At 67.0% G+C, this 18,837-nt stretch carries 18 protein-coding genes; 16 read left to right on the top strand and 2 right to left on the bottom strand.

Annotated elements, in window-relative coordinates:
• The first annotated feature begins 434 nt into the window (after positions 1 to 434).
• The 7 genes from G7Y54_RS07720 (at position 435) to G7Y54_RS07690 (ending at position 7,256) form a co-directional block, all read left to right on the top strand.
• Positions 435 to 1,316: a hypothetical protein gene (locus G7Y54_RS07720; RefSeq protein WP_165078747.1), complete on the top strand. Its 882-nt coding sequence runs from the start codon at positions 435 to 437 to the stop codon at positions 1,314 to 1,316.
• A 102-nt stretch (positions 1,317 to 1,418) separates the two neighbouring features.
• Positions 1,419 to 1,973, top strand: a complete 555-nt coding sequence (locus G7Y54_RS07715; RefSeq protein WP_165078746.1) for a hypothetical protein — start codon at positions 1,419 to 1,421, stop codon at positions 1,971 to 1,973.
• A gap of 293 nt (positions 1,974 to 2,266) precedes the next feature.
• Positions 2,267 to 2,746: an Lrp/AsnC family transcriptional regulator gene (locus G7Y54_RS07710; RefSeq protein ID WP_165078745.1), complete on the top strand. Its 480-nt coding sequence runs from the start codon at positions 2,267 to 2,269 to the stop codon at positions 2,744 to 2,746.
• 44 nt (positions 2,747 to 2,790) lie between these two features.
• Entirely contained in the window at positions 2,791 to 4,068 is a 1,278-nt protein-coding gene (gene hemL, locus G7Y54_RS07705; protein ID WP_165078744.1) for a glutamate-1-semialdehyde 2,1-aminomutase, read from the top strand.
• A 131-nt stretch (positions 4,069 to 4,199) separates the two neighbouring features.
• A complete protein-coding gene (locus tag G7Y54_RS07700; RefSeq protein ID WP_241159415.1) occupies positions 4,200 to 5,258 on the top strand; it encodes a cobalamin biosynthesis protein in 1,059 nt (352 codons plus the stop codon).
• Positions 5,258 to 6,037, top strand: a complete 780-nt coding sequence (cobJ, locus tag G7Y54_RS07695) for a precorrin-3B C(17)-methyltransferase (RefSeq protein ID WP_165078743.1) — start codon at positions 5,258 to 5,260, stop codon at positions 6,035 to 6,037. The genes G7Y54_RS07700 and cobJ overlap by 1 nt, the downstream gene beginning before the upstream one ends.
• A gap of 31 nt (positions 6,038 to 6,068) precedes the next feature.
• Complete coding sequence (locus G7Y54_RS07690; RefSeq protein ID WP_165078742.1) at positions 6,069 to 7,256, top strand: MFS transporter; 1,188 nt, start codon at positions 6,069 to 6,071, stop codon at positions 7,254 to 7,256.
• A gap of 10 nt (positions 7,257 to 7,266) precedes the next feature.
• Here the strand turns inward: G7Y54_RS07690 and G7Y54_RS07685 are convergent, their stop codons facing one another.
• Positions 7,267 to 8,232, bottom strand: a complete 966-nt coding sequence (locus G7Y54_RS07685; RefSeq protein ID WP_165078741.1) for an AEC family transporter — start codon at positions 8,230 to 8,232, stop codon at positions 7,267 to 7,269.
• A 125-nt stretch (positions 8,233 to 8,357) separates the two neighbouring features.
• Here G7Y54_RS07685 and G7Y54_RS07680 point away from each other — a divergent pair, with 125 nt between their 5' ends.
• The 4 genes from G7Y54_RS07680 (at position 8,358) to G7Y54_RS07665 (ending at position 13,321) form a co-directional block, all read left to right on the top strand.
• On the top strand, positions 8,358 to 10,673 hold the full coding sequence (locus G7Y54_RS07680; RefSeq protein ID WP_165078740.1) for an AsmA-like C-terminal region-containing protein: 2,316 nt from the start codon (positions 8,358 to 8,360) through the stop codon (positions 10,671 to 10,673).
• A 210-nt stretch (positions 10,674 to 10,883) separates the two neighbouring features.
• Complete coding sequence (motA, locus tag G7Y54_RS07675; protein ID WP_165078739.1) at positions 10,884 to 11,732, top strand: flagellar motor stator protein MotA; 849 nt, start codon at positions 10,884 to 10,886, stop codon at positions 11,730 to 11,732.
• Positions 11,733 to 11,837: 105 nt separating this feature from the next.
• Complete coding sequence (locus G7Y54_RS07670; RefSeq protein ID WP_165078738.1) at positions 11,838 to 12,545, top strand: flagellar motor protein MotB; 708 nt, start codon at positions 11,838 to 11,840, stop codon at positions 12,543 to 12,545.
• Positions 12,546 to 12,550: 5 nt separating this feature from the next.
• A complete protein-coding gene (locus tag G7Y54_RS07665; RefSeq protein ID WP_165078737.1) occupies positions 12,551 to 13,321 on the top strand; it encodes a TlyA family RNA methyltransferase in 771 nt (256 codons plus the stop codon).
• Positions 13,322 to 13,426: 105 nt separating this feature from the next.
• Here G7Y54_RS07665 and G7Y54_RS07660 read toward each other — a convergent pair whose 3' ends face one another.
• Positions 13,427 to 14,020 (bottom strand): OmpH family outer membrane protein, encoded by a 594-nt coding sequence (locus tag G7Y54_RS07660; RefSeq protein ID WP_165078736.1) that lies wholly within the window; start codon positions 14,018 to 14,020, stop codon positions 13,427 to 13,429.
• Positions 14,021 to 14,369: 349 nt separating this feature from the next.
• Here G7Y54_RS07660 and G7Y54_RS07655 point away from each other — a divergent pair, with 349 nt between their 5' ends.
• Genes G7Y54_RS07655 through dsrO form a run of 5 tightly spaced genes read left to right on the top strand, consistent with a single transcriptional unit; the run spans position 14,370 to position 18,829 of the window.
• Complete coding sequence (locus G7Y54_RS07655; RefSeq protein WP_165078735.1) at positions 14,370 to 14,969, top strand: RsbRD N-terminal domain-containing protein; 600 nt, start codon at positions 14,370 to 14,372, stop codon at positions 14,967 to 14,969.
• A gap of 3 nt (positions 14,970 to 14,972) precedes the next feature.
• Positions 14,973 to 15,992 (top strand): sulfate reduction electron transfer complex DsrMKJOP subunit DsrM, encoded by a 1,020-nt coding sequence (gene dsrM, locus G7Y54_RS07650; protein WP_165078734.1) that lies wholly within the window; start codon positions 14,973 to 14,975, stop codon positions 15,990 to 15,992.
• Between the two features lie 12 nt (positions 15,993 to 16,004).
• Positions 16,005 to 17,663, top strand: a complete 1,659-nt coding sequence (gene dsrK, locus G7Y54_RS07645; RefSeq protein ID WP_165078733.1) for a sulfate reduction electron transfer complex DsrMKJOP subunit DsrK — start codon at positions 16,005 to 16,007, stop codon at positions 17,661 to 17,663.
• The gene (dsrJ, locus tag G7Y54_RS07640) at positions 17,664 to 18,050 is read left to right on the top strand and encodes a sulfate reduction electron transfer complex DsrMKJOP subunit DsrJ (RefSeq protein WP_165078732.1); all 387 of its coding nucleotides are present in this window, start codon (positions 17,664 to 17,666) and stop codon (positions 18,048 to 18,050) included.
• Complete coding sequence (gene dsrO, locus G7Y54_RS07635) at positions 18,047 to 18,829, top strand: sulfate reduction electron transfer complex DsrMKJOP subunit DsrO (protein WP_165078731.1); 783 nt, start codon at positions 18,047 to 18,049, stop codon at positions 18,827 to 18,829. Before dsrJ ends, dsrO begins: the two co-directional genes overlap by 4 nt.
• Positions 18,830 to 18,837 lie beyond the last annotated feature (8 nt).

Here is an 18,837-nt window from a genome sequence, read left to right as displayed (position 1 = left end):
TGCGCCAGAATAACCCGAGCCGCCCGCTCCTTTTAGCAGTCGGCGACGCTTCCTTAATTCCGTCTGGAGCGAAGCGACAGACGGGGGCTCGTGCCGGAAGGATCCTAAAAAATAAGATTTTTAGGTTCCGGCAAGGAAGAAAAATAATTTCCGAAGGGAGTGTACTTAAGTACTCGACCGAGGAAATTTTTTTCTGACGCAGCCGGAACCTAAGCGGTAGCCGTTAGCAGGCTCTGCCTGCTTACGGATAGCGACAGCGATTTCGTTGACTGGCTTACGCGCTAGCCAACTGCTGTCTCCATCCGTAGCTTCCTTCGTCGCAACGGCTGGAGCAAGGCTGTTTTTAACGGATAATTTCGGCATTGCGCAAGCGGGAGCGGCTCAGCCGCTCCGCGCTCCCGACTGACGACATCTAGCCCATGCCCGGAGACCTCATGCCCGGCACCTTGGCCCCCTCGCTCTGCCGCCTCTATGACCGGCTGTACCACTTCTGGGAAGGCACGGCCACGCAGCGCCGCCTCGCCCTCGGCCTGCTCTGGATCTACCTGCTCACGCTGGGCGCGGTGGAGCTCGGGCGCAAGGGCCTCTTCCCCACATGGCTGCCCGCGCCGCCCTACAGCCACTTCTGGTCCATCGAGCTCGCGTTCACCCTCATCCTCGTCATGGAGCTTTTGAGCCTCATCTTCGTGCTGCCGGCCTCGCTCTCGCGCTCCATGGGCAAGCAGTTCGAGATCCTGACCCTCATCCTGTTGCGCAACGCCTTCAAGGAGCTGCCGCAATTCGGCGAGCCCGTGGAAATCGGCATGGGCAACCTCTTCCAGATCGGCGAGATCGCGGCCTCGGCCGGGGCGGCGCTTTTGGTGTTCCTCTGCCTCGGCGTGTACCGGCACCTCCAGCAGGGGCGCAACTACATCCGGGACGACAGCCGCCGCGAGGGCTATGTGCTCAGCAAAAAGCTCGTGGCGCTTATCCTGTTCGGCATCTTCGCCGCCATCGGCGCGGAGCATGTCTGGGCCTTCCTCGGGGGGCGGCCGGCGCCGGGGGGCTCGGGCTTTTTCGAGACCATCTACACCGTGCTCATCTTCGCCGACATCGCCATGGTGCTCATCGCGCAGCGCTATATGCCAAGCTATTTCGCGGTGTTCCGCAATTCAGGTTTTGTCATCGGCACGCTGCTCATGCGGCTTGCGCTCTCGGCGCCGCCCTATCTCTGCGCCGGGCTCGCCGTGTTCGCGGCGCTCTATGTGCTGGCGCTCACCTGGGGCATCGACCGCTTCGGCGCCACCTTCGCCGAGGAGCGCTCCGGCCGCGGCTAGGGCGCGGACACGGCGCCACGCCCCGCCTTGCCCCGGGGCGCAAATTCTGCCATACTGATGCACCCGCCCGCCGGGGCCATCATCCACTTTCAGGAGTCGACCATGCTCAATCCCTCGCAATGCGTGCTCTACAGCGGCGGCGCCGCCGGTACGGAACAGTTTTTCGGCGCGCTCGCCGAAAGCTGGGGCATCGAGGAAGTCAACTACAGTTTTGAAGGCCACCAGATCGACCGCACTCGCGGCGTGCGCGTCCTCACCTCGGAGGAGCTCGGCCTCAAGGACGTGAGCCTGACCTATGTCTCGCGGCTCATGAACCGCGAATACACGCGCGCCCCGCTGTTCCGCAAGGTGCTCCAGTCCATCTGCTGGCAGGTGAGCAGCGGTGACGAGGTCATCGTGGTGGGCGCCATCCAGCCCGACAACACGGTCAAGGGCGGCACCGGCTGGGGCGCGGAATTCGCCAAGATCTGCAACAAGCCCCTGCATGTCTTCGACCAGCCCCGCAGCGCCTGGTTCTTCTGGGACAAGGATGTCTGGACCGAAGTGGAAGCCCCGGTCATCGAGCACCCCCACTTCGCGGCCACGGGCACCCGCTTCCTCGAAGACAACGGCCGCATCGCCATCCAGGACCTGTTCGCGCGCTCCTTCAAGCGCTAGAGACAGTTGAGCGGATACTTGCCGTCAGCGGCGCTTCCTTCGTCCGTCTGGAGCGAAGCGAAAGACGGGTGCTGGTGCCGGAAGAATCCTAAAAAATAAGATTTTTTGCTGCTGGCAAGGAAGATAAAAATTTTCGACGGGAGTGTACTTAAGTACTCGACCGAGAAAATTTTTCTCTGACGCAGCCAGCAGCAAAAAGGCTGTTTTTGACGGATAATTTCGGCAGTACAGATACAGTACAGACGTACATGCCCCTCTCGCAAGCAATGCAATCACCAGGCCCCGGAGCCGCCATGCCGCCCGCCTTCAGCGCCGCCGAACGCGCGGCGCTCGCCATCGTGCAGGGGAACATCCCCGACTCGCTCACCCCGTACGCGGACATCGCCGCGCAGGCGGGGCTCACCGAGGCAGAGGTGCTCGCGCTGCTCACGCGCCTTATGGAAAGCGGCGCCATCCGCCGCTTCGGCGCCAGCATCCGCCACCAGCGCACCGGCTGGACGCACAACGCCATGGTGGCCTGGATCGCCAGCGAGGAGGAGGCCCGCGCCTGCGGGCCCATCGCCGCCAAGCATCCGCGCGTCTCCCACGCCTATTACCGCCCGAGCCCGGCCGCGGATTGGCCCTATACCCTCTACACCATGGCCCACGGCCGCAGCGAGGCCGAATGCCTCGGCGTGGTGGACGACCTTTTGGCCGCATGGCCCCTGCGGGAATACGCCATCCTGCGCAGCCTCAAGGAACTGAAAAAGACTTCCATGACCTATTTCGCCTGAATGCCGGCACATGCCGGCAGCGGGCGCCAGCACAAGGAGCCCTCATGGACGACCGTTCGCGCGAACTCTACGAAGCGGCCTGCGCCCTCATCCCCGGCGGCGTCAACAGCCCTGTCCGGGCCTGCCGCAATGTGGAGAGCCTGCCCCTGTTCATCGCCGAGGCCCACGGCGCCCACCTCAAGGACGTGGACGGCCGGGTCTATGTGGATTTCGTGCTCTCCTGGGGGCCCATGATCCTCGGCCATGACGAGCCTTCCGTGACGGCCGCCCTTCGCGAGGCCGTGGGCCGGGGCACCAGCTTCGGCGCGCCCTGCCCGGACGAGGTGAAGCTCGCGCAAGAAGTGGTCGCGGCCATGCCCGGGCTCGAGATGGTGCGCATGGTCAATTCCGGCACCGAAGCCACCATGAGCGCCCTGCGCCTCGCGCGCGCGGTCACGGGCCGGGACAAGGTGGTCAAGTTCATCGGCTGCTACCACGGCCACGCCGACCCCTTCCTCGCCGCCGCGGGCTCGGGCGTCGCCACGCTCTCCATTCCGGGCACGCCGGGCGTGCCCAGGGCCGTGGTGGAAGAGACCCTGCTCGTGCCCTACAACGACCTCGAGGCCGCCACCGCCTGCTTCCAGAAGCACGGCGAGCACATCGCGGCCGTCATCGTGGAGCCCGTGGCCGCCAACATGGGCCTCGTGCTGCCGCTGCCCGGCTTCCTCGAGGGCCTGCGGCAGCTCACCGAGGAATACCGAAGCCTGCTCATCTTCGACGAGGTGATCACCGGCTTCCGCCTCGCCTATGGCGGGGCGCAGGCGCGCTTCGGCATCGACCCCGACCTCACCTGCTTCGGCAAGATCATCGGCGGGGGCCTTCCGGTGGGCGCCTTCGGCGGCAAGCGCCGCTACATGGAGCGCGTGGCCCCGGCGGGCGATGTCTACCAGGCGGGCACGCTCTCGGGCAATCCGCTGGCCATGGCCGCGGGCCTCGCCACCCTCACCCGCCTCAAGACCGAGGATTACGCGGCCCTTGAAAAGCGCACCGCGGCCTTCGCCAAAGAGCTCGCCGACATCCTCCGCGCCAAGGGTGTCGCCGTGCAGATGCCTACCATCGCCTCCATGTTCTGCCCCTTCTTCAGCGCGACGCCGGTGGCCAACTTCGAGCAGTCCAAGAAATGCGACCAGAAGCTCTTTACGGCATTTTACAAGCAGATGCGGGCCCAGGGCATCTATCTCGCGCCCTCGGGCTTCGAGACGGGCATGGTCTCCTTCGCGCATACCAAGGACGACTTCGACCGCGCCCTCACTGCGGCCAAGGCGGTGAAATTCCCGGCCTGAGTCCGGTGCGGCGTTTCTTGCTGCGGCGCCGGCGGCCGCGATGTTTTCCCCAAACGCGGGCTGAGGCGCCGTTTTGCGCTCTCGTCTGCTGGACGCTCAGCCGGGAGGGCCTTGCCACGGGGCATAGGCTCGTGGCACGCCTCGCGGAACAGCCCTGGGGGGCGCCCGAAGGGGGCAGCGTGGCCGACTGCCGCCTCTTGGCGCCGGCGCGCCTCTGCGCCCCTGACCGGGAGAACGGGGAAGCGGCGGCCGTTCCCTTCGCGCGCTTCGCCGACGCGCTGGCGCGGGATTTTCGCACGTATCGTGGCCATATCGTCGTCGGCGCGGCCGGCATCGCCGTGCGGGCGCTGGCGCCGCTTTTGCGCCACAAGAGCGAGGACGCGCCCGTGGTGGTGCTGGACGCCGCCGGCCGCCATGCGGTGAGCCTGCTCTCGGGACACTGGGGAGGCGGCAACAGCCTTGCCCGGCATGTGGCGGCCCTGCTCGGCGGGGAGCCTGTCATCACCACGGCCTCTGACGCCCACCCCGGCAGCCCCCCGGCGCTGGACGAGCTCGCCCGCGCCGCATCCTTGCGCATCCTCGACTGGGACAAGCTCCCGCGCGTGGCCGCGGCCCTGCTGGAGGGCGAGCCCGTGCCCTTGAGCGACCCCCTTTCGTGCCTCCCCGAGGCCCGGGAGCCGCGCTTCCTGCGCGGCGCCGAAAAGGCATGCGGAACCCTCCCCCTCGTGCATATCCACTGGAAATTCATCCACCCCCGCCCGGACGTGCTCCGCATGGCCGCGCCTTTGCTGCACGCCGGCGTGGGCTGCCGCCGGGGCGTGGACGCGGCGAGCATCGAGAGGGCCGTGCGCGAGACGTTGGCGGAGCACGGGCTGGAAGCGGCGGCCCTGGCAAGCCTCGCCACGGTGGAGGAAAAAGCGGGAGAGCCGGGCCTTGTGGAAGCCGCCCGCCGCCTCGGCGTGCGCCTGCTGGCGTACCCTGCGCCGGAGCTCGCGGTTGTGCCCGTGCCGCACCCGTCGGAAGCCGCCGGGCTGCGCTTCGGCCTCCCCCCATTCAGTGTTTGCGAAGCGGCTGCCCTGCTGGCCGCGCAAGAAGCACGGGCCGCCGCGAACGCCGTGCTGCTGGCGCCCAAGACGGTCTTTCAGGGCCGCGTCACCGTGGCTGTCGCTGTTTGCCAAGGAGAAAATTGATGCCGAAAACTCCCGCTGCTCCCGCGCCGCTCACCGCCGTGGGCATCGGCCCCGGGGACGCGAGCCTGCTCACCCCCGAGGCACAGGCCGCGCTTACGGCGGCATCCTGCGTGGTCGGCTACAGGCTTTATCTCGACCTGCTCCCGCAGGAGCTTCTTGCCGGCAAGCGGCTCCTCAGCTCGGGCATGCGCCAGGAGCGCGAGCGCTGCGCCGCCGCGGCGGACGCGGCCCTCGGAGGGGTTCCCACCGCCCTTGTCAGCTCCGGCGACGCGGGCATCTACGCCATGGCCGGCCTTGCGCTGGAGATACTGGAAGAGCGCGGGCTGCTCGGGATTATGCCCTTCAGCGTGGTGCCCGGCGTGCCGGCGCTGTGCGCCGCCGCGGCCCTTCTCGGCGCGCCGCTGACCCATGATTTCGCCTGCATCAGCCTGAGCGACCTGCTCACCCCGCTCGACCGCATCCGGGCGCGGCTTCACGCCGCGCTGGCGGCGGATTTCGTCTGTGTGCTCTACAATCCGCGCTCCCACGGGCGGCCCGATTATCTCGGCATGGCTTTCGACATGGCCCGGGGCCTGCGCGATGCCTCCTGCCCGGTGGGCATGGTGCGCAAGGCGTATCGCCCCGGGCAGGAGGTCAGGCTCACCACGCTCGCCGAAGCCGACCCGGCCTGGGCCGACATGCTGACTCTCGTCATCATCGGCAATTCCGAGAGCCGGCTGGCGGGCCCGTACATGCTCACACCGCGCGGCTACGCCCGCAAGCCCGGGAAAACGGCTTGAATTTTTCGCCCGCAGGCGTAGCTTCCGGGGCATGGAAAAGAAGAAGATCTTTCTCCTCGCCCTGGGGCACATGTCCTGCGATGTCAATTCCGGCGCGCTGCCTGCGGCGCTCCCCTACCTGCGCTCGGCCTACGGGCTCGACTACCAGGCCACGGGCGGCCTCATGCTCGCCTATTCCTGCCTGTCGTCCATCATCCAGCCGGTGTTCGGGCTGCTCGCCGACAGGCTCTCCAAGCCGTGGTTCTTGCCCGTGGGCGTGGCGCTGGCCGGCTGCGGCATCGCCTGCATGGGCTTTCTCTCGAGCTACTGGGCCATTTTCACGGCCATCGCCATCAGCGGCGTGGGCGCGGCCCTGTTCCACCCCGAAGGCGCGCGCCATGCCAACCGCGTTTCGGGCGAGAGCAAGGGCATGGGCCTCAGCATCTTTTCCATCGGCGGCAATACCGGCTTCATCCTCGGGCCGCTGCTCGTGGCGGCCTTCGTGGGCGGCTTCGGCATGAAGGGCATGGGCGTTTTCGGCGTGCTCGGCCTTGTGATGGCCGCTGTGCTGCTCCTCGCCATCACCCGCCTCGGGCGCGGGGCGACCAAGGGGCCGCAAAAAAGTCCGGCCGAGGCCGGGCCCGCTGCCGGCCCCAGGCCGGTCAACAACTGGCATGAATTTTCGCGGCTCACCGTGGTCATCGTGGCCCGCTCCACGGTGTTCGTGGGCTGCAACGCCTTCATCCCGCTCTACTGGGTGAACGTGTTTGGGCAATCCAAGGCCGCGGGCGCTGTGGCGCTCGTGATTTTCTGCTCCTGCGGCGTGGCCTGCAACATCATGGGCGGCATGCTCTCCGACCGCATCGGCTGCGTGCCGGTCATCCGCCTCGCTTTCTCGGTGATGCCCTTCGCGGTGCTCGCCTTCAGCCTCGCGCCCTCGGTGGTCTGGGCCTATGCCTGCCTGCCCCTGCTCGGCTTCGTGCTCTATGCGCCCTTCAGCTCGCAGGTGGTGCTCGGGCAGCGGCTCCTCGCGCGCAATATCGGCTTCGCCTCGGGCGTGACCCTGGGCCTCGCCACCAGCCTCGGCGGCGTGGCCCAGCCCGTCCTCGGCTGGGTGGCCGACATGGCGGGACTGCCCGTGGCCATCCGGGTGCTGGCGGGCGTGGCGCTCCTGGGCGCGACCTTCTCCTGGCTGCTCTCGCGCGGGCCGGAATCGCGGCCCGAACCGCACGGGGCGTGAGGGGCGCCGCTCACAGCGATAACAGCAGCATATAGACAGGGATGGTCACGGCGCAGGCGAGCGTGGACAAGGAGACCATGAGCGAGCCGAACTCCGGGTCGGTATTGTAATAGCCGCTCAGGATGGCCACCTGCATGAGCACGGGAAGCGACGCCTGCATGACGAAGACCTTGCCCATGAGCGAGGGCAGGCCGAACAGCGGCAAGAGCGCCCAGACCAAAAGCGGGCTCGCCACCATGCGGCCCGTGAGCGCCAGCGCCATGTCGCGCGTGACGCGCAAATGGCGCAGATCCATCTCGTGCAGGGTCACGCCGATATAGATGAGGGCCAGCGGCGTGGTGAGGCTGCCCACGAGGCGCGCGGCCTCCAGCAGAAAGCCCGGCAGCTCCACATGCAAAAGCGCCAGCGAGATGCCGGCGAGAAAGCCGAACACCGGCGCGGAAACGAGCGCCTTGCGCCTCCCGCCGCCCGGGTGGCCATCCCCGTCCGCCCGCGGTGCGGCGGCGCCGGGCGCGCGCTCGTCCCTGCTGATGGCGTAGTTGCCCACTGTCCAGAAAAAGGACGTGCTCGCAAAATAGTAGAGGAGCACATAGGCCACGGCCTCCTCTCCGAAGAGCGCCATGTTGACCGGGATGCCGATGAAGATGGTGTTCGGGTTGGAGACGCAGGCGCAAAAAAGCCCGAAGTGCCGGCGCTCCACGCCGGCGGCGCGGCCCACCGCATAGGCGAGCGCATACATGAGCACCATGGCGAGGAGCGGCAACAGCGTGCCCTGGAGCATGCGCCAGAGGTCCTCGCGGCCGAAGGAGCGCAAAATGGTGCACATGAGGAAGGGCGGGAGCGCCACATTGGTCACGAGCTTGGGCAGCAGGCCGCGCACCGCCGGCGGGAACCAGCCGCGCCCGGCCAGCACATACCCCACGCCCACCACGAGCAAAAGGCTCAGCACGCCCCCGAATGCCTGCAACAAGACCATGCCCTGTTGTAGCGGCTTTTGCCCCGCCGGTAAACCCGGCTTGCGGGGCGCCGTGACTTCCTGTAGAGAGCTTGCCATAGCCACGGGGCGGCGCTGTCGCCTGCGCGGGCCGCTGCGGAGGCCGCATGAAACGAGTCCTTCTCTGTATCTTGGGCGTCCTCGTCCTCGGCGTCGTCGGGGCGGCGTTCTATGTCACCCACATGGATGCGGGCTTCATCGTCCGGCGCATCGCCGAAGCCACGGAAAAGGCCACCGGCGCGCCGCTGGAGCTCAAGGAGACGCCGCATATCTCCCTGCTGCCGCCCGGGCTGCGCTTCGGCGCGGCCCGCTGGAGCGGCGTGCTCGACGGGAATGCCGTGGCCGTGTCGCTTGCGGGGGGGATGGCGCGCCTCGAGCTGGAACCGCTTTTGTCGGGCGCTCTCGTCGTCAGCGAGCTCAGGCTGGACCGGCCCGAGGCCGACATCCGCCTGGCCGCGGCCGCCGCCGGCGATGCGGAAAGCGGGCCGGCGCAAGCCCCGGGCGCCAGCGACACGAGGGGGCGCAAGGCCCCGGACGACGCGCTGCCCTTCGAGCTCGGGCGCCTCACCGTGAGCCAGGGCGCCCTCCACCTTGAGGACGGCGCCCGCGACATCCGCGTCTCGGGCTTCAACCTTGCGCTGGAAAACCTGCGCCGCCGCGAGGAGGCCGGCATCCAGGGCGACATGGTGCTCCTGCTGCGCGAAAGGGCCCGGGAGGCCGGCGCGCGCCAGAGTGGAGAGGAAGCTGGCGAACAGGCCACGCCGCTTCTGGAGGGCAATCTCGCCTTCAAGGGCGAGCTGCGCTATTACGCGCCCAACCTGACCTTCCGGCAGGTTTCCGTGGCCTTCACCCCGCTTCGGGGCATGGTCCCGCGCGAGCTCGCGCCGCTGCAACTCACCTGCGAGGGCGCGCTCGACCTCGCCGCGCTCCGGCTGGGCCTGGCCGAGGCGCGGCTCACCGCGCCGCAGGGCCGGCTGGAGCTCAAGGGCGAGGGATGGCTTGCGCCGCCGGCCTTCAAGGGCGATGTCACGTTCGCCGGCTCCGCGGCCAAGCTGGCGGCGCTCGCCGGCGCGAAGCTGCCCGTGGGAGCGGGGGGTGCGGGGGACGCGCTCGAGCTGCGCGCCGCTCTCGACTGGTCGGGAAAAAAGGGCGTCGTTGACGCCCGGCTCCAACTGGGCGAGGCCGGCAACGCCGCGCCGCAGGCCCTGCTGACCTTCAAGGGCAACGCGAACCTCGAGCCCCTGGCCGTTGCCGGCGACGTGGCGATCACCGGCTCGGCGCGCAGGATGGCCGCGCTCGGGGGCTTGGCGCTCCCCAAGGGGGCGCCCGATACCCTTGATGTGCGGACCCGGGTGGCCTATGCCACTCCGGCCCTGCGGCTCGGCGGCCTTGACGCAAGGGCGGCCGGCCTCACCCTCGCGGGCGACCTCACCGTGGACCTGCCCACGGCCGCGCAGGCGCCCCTCTCGCTCGGCGGCAAGCTGCGCGTGGGCGCGGTTGCGCTCGACCCGTGGCTCACGGCCGAAAAGGGCAGCCCAGCGGTGGAAAACCGGGCGCCCGTAGGCCAGAGTCCCGCCAAGGGCGCCCCCAAGACCGGGAGCGCAAGCTCCGCCAGCGCCCTGCCCGCGCTCGACCTGGGCCTCGCCGTGGCCGAGCTGCGCTACGGGGGCTTTGGCCTTCGCGACATGGCGGCCCGCATCACGGGCCAGAGCGGGCGCTATACCCTCGGTGATTTTTCCGCCAGCATCCGCAGCGGCGGCGCGCTCAAGGGCACGGCCACTGCCGACCTCCCGGCTTCGGCCTACAGCGTCAACGCAAGCGGCGCGGGCATTGATATCGGCGCGCTCTGCGCCGCCGCCGGCAAGGCGGGGCTGGCCTCAGGGAGCGCCGGCTTCACGGCGCGCCTCAGGGCGGCGGGCGCGGGCGCTCCGGCCCTTTTGGCCAGCCTCACCGGCGAGGGCAAGCTCGAGGCGCGCGACCTCTCCGCCCCGGCCTTGCGCGAGGCTGCCGAAAAGCTGCGCGCCCTGCCCATGCTCAAGGGCGGCATCCCCGACCGCGTCACCATGGTGAGCGCGCCCTTCACGGCCAGCAGGGGCGAGATCACGGCCAAGCCCGTGACGGCCACGGCACAGGGCATTTCCCTGAGGGGCGAGGCGCGCGCGAGCCTGCCGCGTGAATATCTCGAGGGCTCGGCCACGGTGAGCGCCGCGGGCCTCAACATCCCCCTCACTTTCAAGGGGCCCTTCGACGCCGTGGCCGTGAGCGTCGACCCGAAGTTCGCCCTGGATGCGGGCAAGACGGTCATCCCCCGGCTCCTCAACAACCAGCGCGGGACGCCACCGGCCGGCCAGACAAGAGGCGGGAGCGTCCGCGACGACCTCGGCCGGGCGGGCGAGCTTTTGCGGGGCGTCTTCGGGAAATGAGGGGGAGGTGAGGGCAAGTGACGGCGGGAGATGACTGCGCGAAGTGACGGCGGGGACGGCCCGCGCGGAGCGCCCTAAAGTTTCGCCCCATTCCGCCGTTGAGCTGGACAGCGGAATAGTATACAGTCCTGTCCGCGGGCATGTGCCCGCAATCGGAGAAGCACGCGGAGCGCCCGCCGGCATGGGGGGCGGCCGCACAGGCGGTACGGCATGTATCTGCTCATAGGCCTCATCGTTGTCGGAGTCTCCGTGGGCGTGGGTTACACCATGTCCCACGGCGACTGGGGCGTGCTCTTCCAGCCGGCGGAATTCATCATCATCCTCGGCTGCGCCATGGGCGCCTTCTTCGGCAGCCAGACCAAGTACACCTTCGGGCTCATCTTGAAGAGCCTCAAGCACCTCTTCGCCGACCCGGGCTCGAGCAAGGCCCGCTACCTCGAGACGCTGGCGCTCCTTTACGCGCTCTTTTCCAAGATGCACCGCGAGGGCGTCATCAGCATCGAAGGCGACGTGGAAAAGCCCGAATCCAGCCCCATTTTCAGCAAGTATCCCAATATCTCCAAGGATTCCACCCTCGTCCACTTCATCGGCGACACGTTGCGCGTCTACCTGACCACGGGCGACCCGGCCGACATCGACAGCCTCATGGACATGGACATGGAGACCATGCGCGAGGAGGGCATGCTGCCCGCGCACCTCGTGACGCACATGGCCGAGTCCCTGCCGGGCATGGGCATCGTGGCCTGCGTGCTCGGCGTTGTCGTCACCATGGGCATGATCAACGAGCCGCCGGACGTGCTCGGCCACCACATCGGCGCGGCCCTCGTGGGCACCTTCTTCGGCATCCTCTGCTGCTACGGCCTCTTCGGGCCCATGGGCTCCAAGCTCGAGAACTACGTCGCCGAAGAGCATTTTTACTTCAACGCCGTGAAGGAAGCGCTGGCCGCGGCCATCCGCGGGTCCACGCCGCTCATCGCCGTGGAATACGGGCGCCGGGCCATCCCCTACCCGTTCCGGCCCACCTTCCCGGAGATGGAAGAGAAGCTCAAGAGCAACTAGGCCGGGCACGGCAAGCATCTTGCAAATCACTGTCCATTCCCGCATGCCCCGTATGCGGGAATGGAGTTTTCGGGCCAAGCCGGCCTTGCCATACAAGGAGGCACTATGAGCGGCGCATGGAAAGTGGCCTACGCCGACTTCGTGACGGCCATGATGGCCTTCTTTCTCCTGCTCTGGATCTTGAACATGGTGCCGCCGGAGACCCGCGCCGGCCTCGCCGCCTATTTCAGCGGCGAGCGCAACTTCGACTCCAGCGCCACCTCGCCCGTGTCCAACAATCCCTTCATCCAGAACACGGACAAGATCGACACGCGCGACCTCAAGATCAGCGAGGTGGAGAAATCCCACTACGCCATCGCCCAGAAGCTCAAGCAGATGCTCATGGCCGACGCGGTGCCGCAGAACGCCTCGGGCATCAGCGCCGACGACGTGGGCGTGCAGCTGCGCGTCAATTCGGACATCATGTTCAAGCCCGGCGAGGTGGCCCTCCAGCCCGAGGGCATCAAGGTTTTGGGCGACGTGCTCGACATCATGAAGGAATACAACCTCTATCTCGTGGTACGCGGCCATGCCGACGGCAGCGAGGCCCGGCCGCCCTATGACTCGCCGTGGGAGCTTTCCGGCGCCCGCGCCGCGGCCGTGCTGCGCTACCTCGCGGACCACGGCGTCAAGCCCACGCGCCTGCGCGGCGTGGCCTACGGCGAGACGCGGCCGCTCAAGCCCGGCATCTCGGAGGAAAGCCGCGCCGTGAACCGCCGCGTGGAGTTTTTCTTCCACCGGCCCGAGGTCATGTCCTACAGCGTGGTCTACTGAGCCGCATGGCCAAGGCCCGCGTGCGCGCCGACCAGCTCGCCTTTGAGCAGGGCCTGGCCGAAAGCCGCGAAAAGGCGCGCAGCCTCATCATGGCCGGGCGCATCGCGCTCGCGCCGCCAGAGGGTTCGCCCCCGGGGCAGCACCCTGTGCCGGTGCCCAAGCCGGGCCACGGCTATCCCCAGGGCACGCGGCTCGCGCTTCTGCCAGGCGAGCGCTATGTGAGCCGCGGCGCCTACAAGCTGCTCACCCTGCTCGACAATTTCCATCTTGATGTCACGGGCCTGGCCTGCGTGGATGCCGGCGCCTCCACCGGCGGCTTCACCGACTGCCTGCTCCAGCGCGGGGCCGCCCGCGTCTATGCCGTGGACGTGGGGCGCGCCCAGCTCCACGAACGCTTGCGCGCCGACCCCCGCGTGGTCAACCTCGAGGGCGTGAACCTGCGCTACGCCGAGCCGGGGCTCATTCCCGAGCCCGTGGACCTGCTCACGGGCGATGTCTCCTTCATCTCGCTCACCCTGATATTACCGCCCTGCATGGCGTGGCTCAGGCCCGGGGGCCTCGCGGCCCTGCTCATCAAGCCGCAGTTCGAGCTCGGCCCGGGCGAGGCCGTGCGCGGCGTGGTGCGCGACGAGGCCGCCCGCCAGCGCGCGGTGGACAAGATCGTCACTTTCTGCACCGGGGTGCTCGGCCTCGAGGCCGGCGGCGTGCTCCCGGCGGCCATCAAGGGACCCAAGGGCAACCAGGAATATATGGCCCTGTTTCGGCGCCCGGAGTGAACGGAAAGCGGGCGAAAAAGCGAGAAAACGAAAAACGCCTGCCGGGGGCAGGCGTTTTTCGTTGCGTTGGCGGCCGCATCGGCGCGGCGGCATTTTTTTCGCGGCCTAGTTGGCCGGGGCGGCTTCCGCAGGCTTTTCCGCAGGCGGGGGAACCACGGCCGGGGCGGGGGCGGCTTCCGGCGCGCCCTCGGGGGCCATGCCGGAAAGCGCGCTTTCGGGCACGGGCTTGAACTCCACCTTCTGCTTGTTCACTTCCGCGATGATGGCCGCGGTGACATCCGCGCCGGGCTTGAAGGAGGCCACGGCCTCGGCCCCGAGGATCATGTCAAAGCCCTGGGCCTCGCGGTAGCTGTTGACCACGCGCTGCACGCTGTCAAAGAGCAGGTTGACCACGTTCTGCTGCTCGGCCTGCATGCGCTGCTGCGAGGCGGCATAGACGCGTTGGAGCTCCTGCATGGCCGCCTCGTCCTTGGGGTTCTTTTCGAGGCGGTCCTGGATGGCGTCGAGCTGTTCCTGCATGCCGGCCTGCTGGGCCTCGAGGAATTTCACGCCTTCCTTGCCGGGCTCGCTGTCGCGCATGACGCGGCCCATGTCCACAATGGCGATTTTCGGCTGGGCGACCTGGCTTTCCTGCTGCTGGCAGCCGGTGAGAACGAGCAGGCCCATGAGCACGGGCAGGATGATTCGGATACTGCGCATAGTGATATGACTCCTCTTGAAGAAAGTAGCCGACAGCCTAGACTCTTTTTTAAACATTTTCAAGAAAATTCCCGAGATCCAGTCCCCAAAGCCTGCGGACGCAGGCCGGCGCCTCCGATGGGCTCGCGGGGCTGCCGCGGCAACGCGTCCGAAACCTGCCTGCCTTCACCTTTTCGGGATTTTCGCAAAAACAACTGTGATCCCGCTGCCTTGTTCCCCTGCAAAAGCACGGGGAGGACTTGACGCAAAGCCCCTTTCCCCCGTATACCGGGGGAATCCATGTTCACGCGGAAGGGGCAGTTCCGGCGGACGCGCCGGGCGCCTTTTTTCGCGCAAACCCGGGCCGGGCATGCGATCGCTGAAAATCCTGCGCGCGCACAAGAAAGAAGTGGTCGACTCCTGGGTGGAGGCGGTCTTCGCCACCTACCCCCTCGAGACCACGGGCTTTCTGCGCACCGCGAGCGACCCCTTCACCAACCCTGTGGCGCACATGACGCGCGAGGCCGCGGGCGTGCTCTTCGACGCCGTGGCCGGGGAGGACGTGGAGGCCGCCACGGTGCGCGCCTCGCTTGACCGCTTCGTCAAGCTGCGCGCCGTGCAGAAGTTCGCGCCCAGCCAGAGCCTTGCGGTCTTCTATCTCATGAAGCCCATCCTCCGCGAAAAGGTCATGCCCGAGATGCGCCTCAAGGGGCGCCTTGAGGACTATCTCGACGCGGAATCGCGCCTCGACACCCTGGCGCTGCTCGCCTTCGACATCTATGCCGAAGCGCGGGAGACCGTGGCCGAGTCGCGCATCAAGGAGATCAAGAACCAGCACGCCCAGCTCGCCCGCTGGGCGCAGCGCCTTGAAAACGGGCCCGGCATGGCGCAAGCCCCGGAGCCCGAGAGCCCGGAAAAGGCCCCCAGGGACCACGCGGCCCCTGGACAGAACCCCAGCCAAGCGAGGTAGGGAATGTTTGCATCGTTGGTCCTCGTGCTGCTCATCGCGGCCATCGCCTGGATCGGAGCGAGCGTGGGGCTCGCGCCGCTCTTCGGCGTGGTGCTGCCGTATGCGGCGGTGCTCGTCTTCATCGGCGGCATGATCTGGCGCATGGCGTACTGGGCGAAATCCCCGGTGCCCTTCTGCATCCCCACCACCGGCGGCCAGGAGCAGTCGCTCGACTTCATCAAGCAGGCCAAGATCGACTGCCCCAGCACCACCTGGGGCGTGGTCAAGCGCATGTTCACCGAGGTCTTCCTCTTCCGCTCGCTCTTCCGCAACACCAGCGCGGAGATCGTGGAAAACGACCCCGTGAACAAGGGCCCCCGCCTCATCTACTATTCCTCCCTGTGGCTCTGGGCCTTCGCGCTCATCTTCCACTATTCGGTGCTCGTCATCTTCATCCGCCATTTCCGCTTCTTCATGGAGCCCGTGCCCGCGCCCATCACCTGGGTGGAGACCATCGACGGCATCATGCAGGTGGGAAGCCCGCGCTTCTACTGGACGGGCGGCCTCGCGCTCGTGGCCCTGCTCTTCCTTCTGGCGCGCCGCGTGTGGAACTACCGGTTGCGCTATATCTCGCTCGCCAACGACTATTTCCCGCTCTGGCTTTTGCTCGGCATCGTCTGTAGCGGGCTGTGCCTGCGCTATTTCGACAAGACCGAGATCTCGCAGGTGAAGATCTACCTCATGGGCCTCACGCACTTTGCGCCGGTCTCGGCCGCGGGCATCAACGGGCTCTTCTTCATCCACCTGACGCTCGTCTGTGTGCTGCTCATGTACTTCCCCTTCTCCAAGCTCGCGCACATGCCCGGCGTGTTCTTCAGCCCCACGCGCAACATGGCCAACAATTCGCGGCGCATCAGGCACATCAATCCCTGGAACCCGCCCAAGCAGTACTTCACCTATCCCGAATACGAGGACGCCTACCGCGACGCCATGGCCGAGGCGGGGCTTCCCCTGGAAAAGCAACCCGAAAAGGCTGCCGAGTAAGGAGGCACCACGATGGCAAAACTCCCCACGCCGCAAATGCTCGTCGCCAGCCGCCCGGCCTTTCCGGACAAGGACTGGTTCGACACCAAGCCGGACTTCATCCCCGGCAGCTACTGCTACCCGGCCAAGATGGAGACCATGGAGATGCTGCACATGCCGCATCCCCATGAGTGGGACCCCACGGCCGAAAACTGGAACCTCCCCGAAGACTGGGAAAAGATCCTCTGCGACGCCTTCGCCGACAGGCTCGAGAAGCACCGCTCGCTCAAGCTCTTCATGGACATCTGCGTGCGCTGCGGCGCCTGCGCGGACAAGTGCCACTTCTTCCTGGGCACCAATGACCCCAAGAACATGCCCGTGCTGCGCGCCGAGCTTCTGCGCTCGCTCTACCGGCGCGACCACACCATGCTCGGCAAGCTGCTCGGCAAGCGCGTGGGCGCGCGCGGCTGGGACATGCACGTGGTGAAGGAGCTCTTCTACTACGCCTACCAGTGCACGGAATGCCGCCGCTGCTCGCTCTTCTGCCCCTACGGCATCGACACCGCCGAAATCACCATGATCGTGCGCGAACTGCTGCACGAGGTGGGCCTCGGGCTCCACTGGATCATGGACCCGGTGAAGAACTGCAGCTTCACGGGCAACCATCTGGGCATCCAGCCGCATTCCTATGTGGAGATCGTGGAGATGCTCGCCGACGACTGCGAGACCGTCACCGGCATCCGCCCGAAAACGCCCTTCAACAAGAAGAACGCCGAGATCCTGTTCATCACGCCTTCGGGCGACGTGTTCGCGGAGCCGGGCATCTACACCTTCATGGGCTACCTGCTCCTCTTCCACGAGCTCGACCTCGACTATACCTTCTCCACCTACGCCTCCGAAGGCGGCAACTTCGGCTCCTTCGTCTCCTTCAACATGGCGAAGAAGCTCAACGCCAAGATGTACGCCGAGGCCGAGCGCCTCAACGTCAAGTGGCTGCTCGGCGGCGAGTGCGGCCACATGTGGCGCGTCATCAACCAGTACATGGACACCTACAACGGCCCGGCGCCGGCCAACATGGAAGTGCCGGTCTCGCCCATCACGGGCACGGTGTTCGATGTGGCCAAATCCACCAAGATGATCCACATCGCCGAGTTCACGGCCGACCTCATCCGCCACAACAAGCTCAAGCTCGACCCGCGCAGGAACGCCAACCTCGTGACCACCTGGCACGACTCCTGTAACCCGGCGCGCGGCATGGGCCTTCTGGACGAGCCCCGCTATGTGCTGAAGCATGTCTGCGACAACTTCGTGGAAATGCCCGAGAACACCATCCGCGAGCAGACCTTCTGCTGCGGCGCGGGCTCGGGCCTGAACACCGAAGAGATCATGGAACTGCGCATGCGCTCCGGCATGCCGCGCGGCAACGCCCTGCGCTATGTGCAGCAGAAATACGGCGTCAACCACATGGCCTGCGTCTGCGCCATCGACCGCGCCACCCTGCCGCCGCTCGCCGACTACTGGGCCCCGGGCTGCACCATCAGCGGCCTGCACGAGCTTGTGGGCAATGCCCTCGTCATGAAGGGCGAAGCCAAGCGCACCATGAACCTGCGCCAGGAAGACCTGCCCGAGGAGGCCCTGGACGAGGAAGCTCCGGCGGACGGCAACGCCGAAAGCCAGGGGGAGGGCCGATAAATGTATAACGCCAAAGCTGTCATCATCGGCATCGTCATCTTTGTGGCGGTCTTCAGCTCGCCCTTCTGGACGAGCTGGATCGGCCAGGACTACACCAAGACCGGCGTTGTCCTGCCCGCGGGCGAAAAGCAATGTATCGAAGACACGGAATTCATGCGCGCCCAGCACATGCGCCTGCTCGACGAATGGCGCGACCAGGCCCTGCGCGAGGAGAACCGCGTGTATGAGTCCGCGCTCAACGGCAAGAAGTGGGTCATCAGCCTTCAGAACACCTGTCTGAAGTGCCATTCCAACTACGCGGAATTCTGCGAAAAGTGCCATGTGGCCAACAGCGTCTATCCCTACTGCTGGACTTGCCACATCATTCCCACGGAGGGCAAGCGATGAAGACGAGCAGAAGAAAGTTCCTCAAGGTGGCGGGGCTTTCGGCCTTTGCCCTTGCCGGCGGGATGACGGCGCTTGCGGGCGAGGCGAAAGCCCAGGTGGCCCCGGGCAAATATGTCAAGCGCGAGGGCATGCTCCACGCGAAGCGCTGGGCCATGGTCATCGACACGCGCCGCCTGAAGACCGAGGCCGACTACGCGCCGCTCATCGCGGCCTGCGCGAAGGCGCACAATATCCCCGACATTCCGGGCGACCGCAACGTCAAGTGGATCTGGACGGACAGCTTTGACCACGTGTTCCCGGACGACATGAACAACCACCTGAACACGGCGGTGCGCGACAAGCCCTACATGCTTCTGTGCAACCACTGCACCAATCCGCCCTGTGTGCGCGTGTGCCCCACGCAGGCCACCTACAAGATGGAAGACGGCATCGTCGCCATGGACTACCACCGCTGCATCGGCTGCCGTTTCTGCATGGCCGGCTGCCCCTACGGCGCGCGCTCCTTCAACTTCATCGACCCGCGCCTGCACCTGCCCGACCCGGTGCCCAACCCGGCCTTCCCCACGCGCATGATCGGCGTGGTGGAAAAGTGCAACTTCTGCGTGGAGCGGCTCAATGAAGGCAAGCTCCCGGCCTGTGTGGAAGCCTCGGACGGGCGCCTGCTCTTCGGCGACCTGGAAGACCCGGACTCGCCGGTGCGCAAGGCCCTTGCCGCCAATTACAGCATCCGCCGCAAGCCGAGCCTCGGCACCCAGCCCGGCGTCTACTACCTCGTGTAAGGAGAAAG

This window comes from Desulfovibrio sp. ZJ746 (genome assembly GCF_011039155.1).
Taxonomy (GTDB): Bacteria; Desulfobacterota; Desulfovibrionia; order Desulfovibrionales; family Desulfovibrionaceae; genus Desulfovibrio.
Note: the sequence above shows the minus strand (reverse complement) of the source record. Positions and strands in the feature narration are given on the sequence as shown.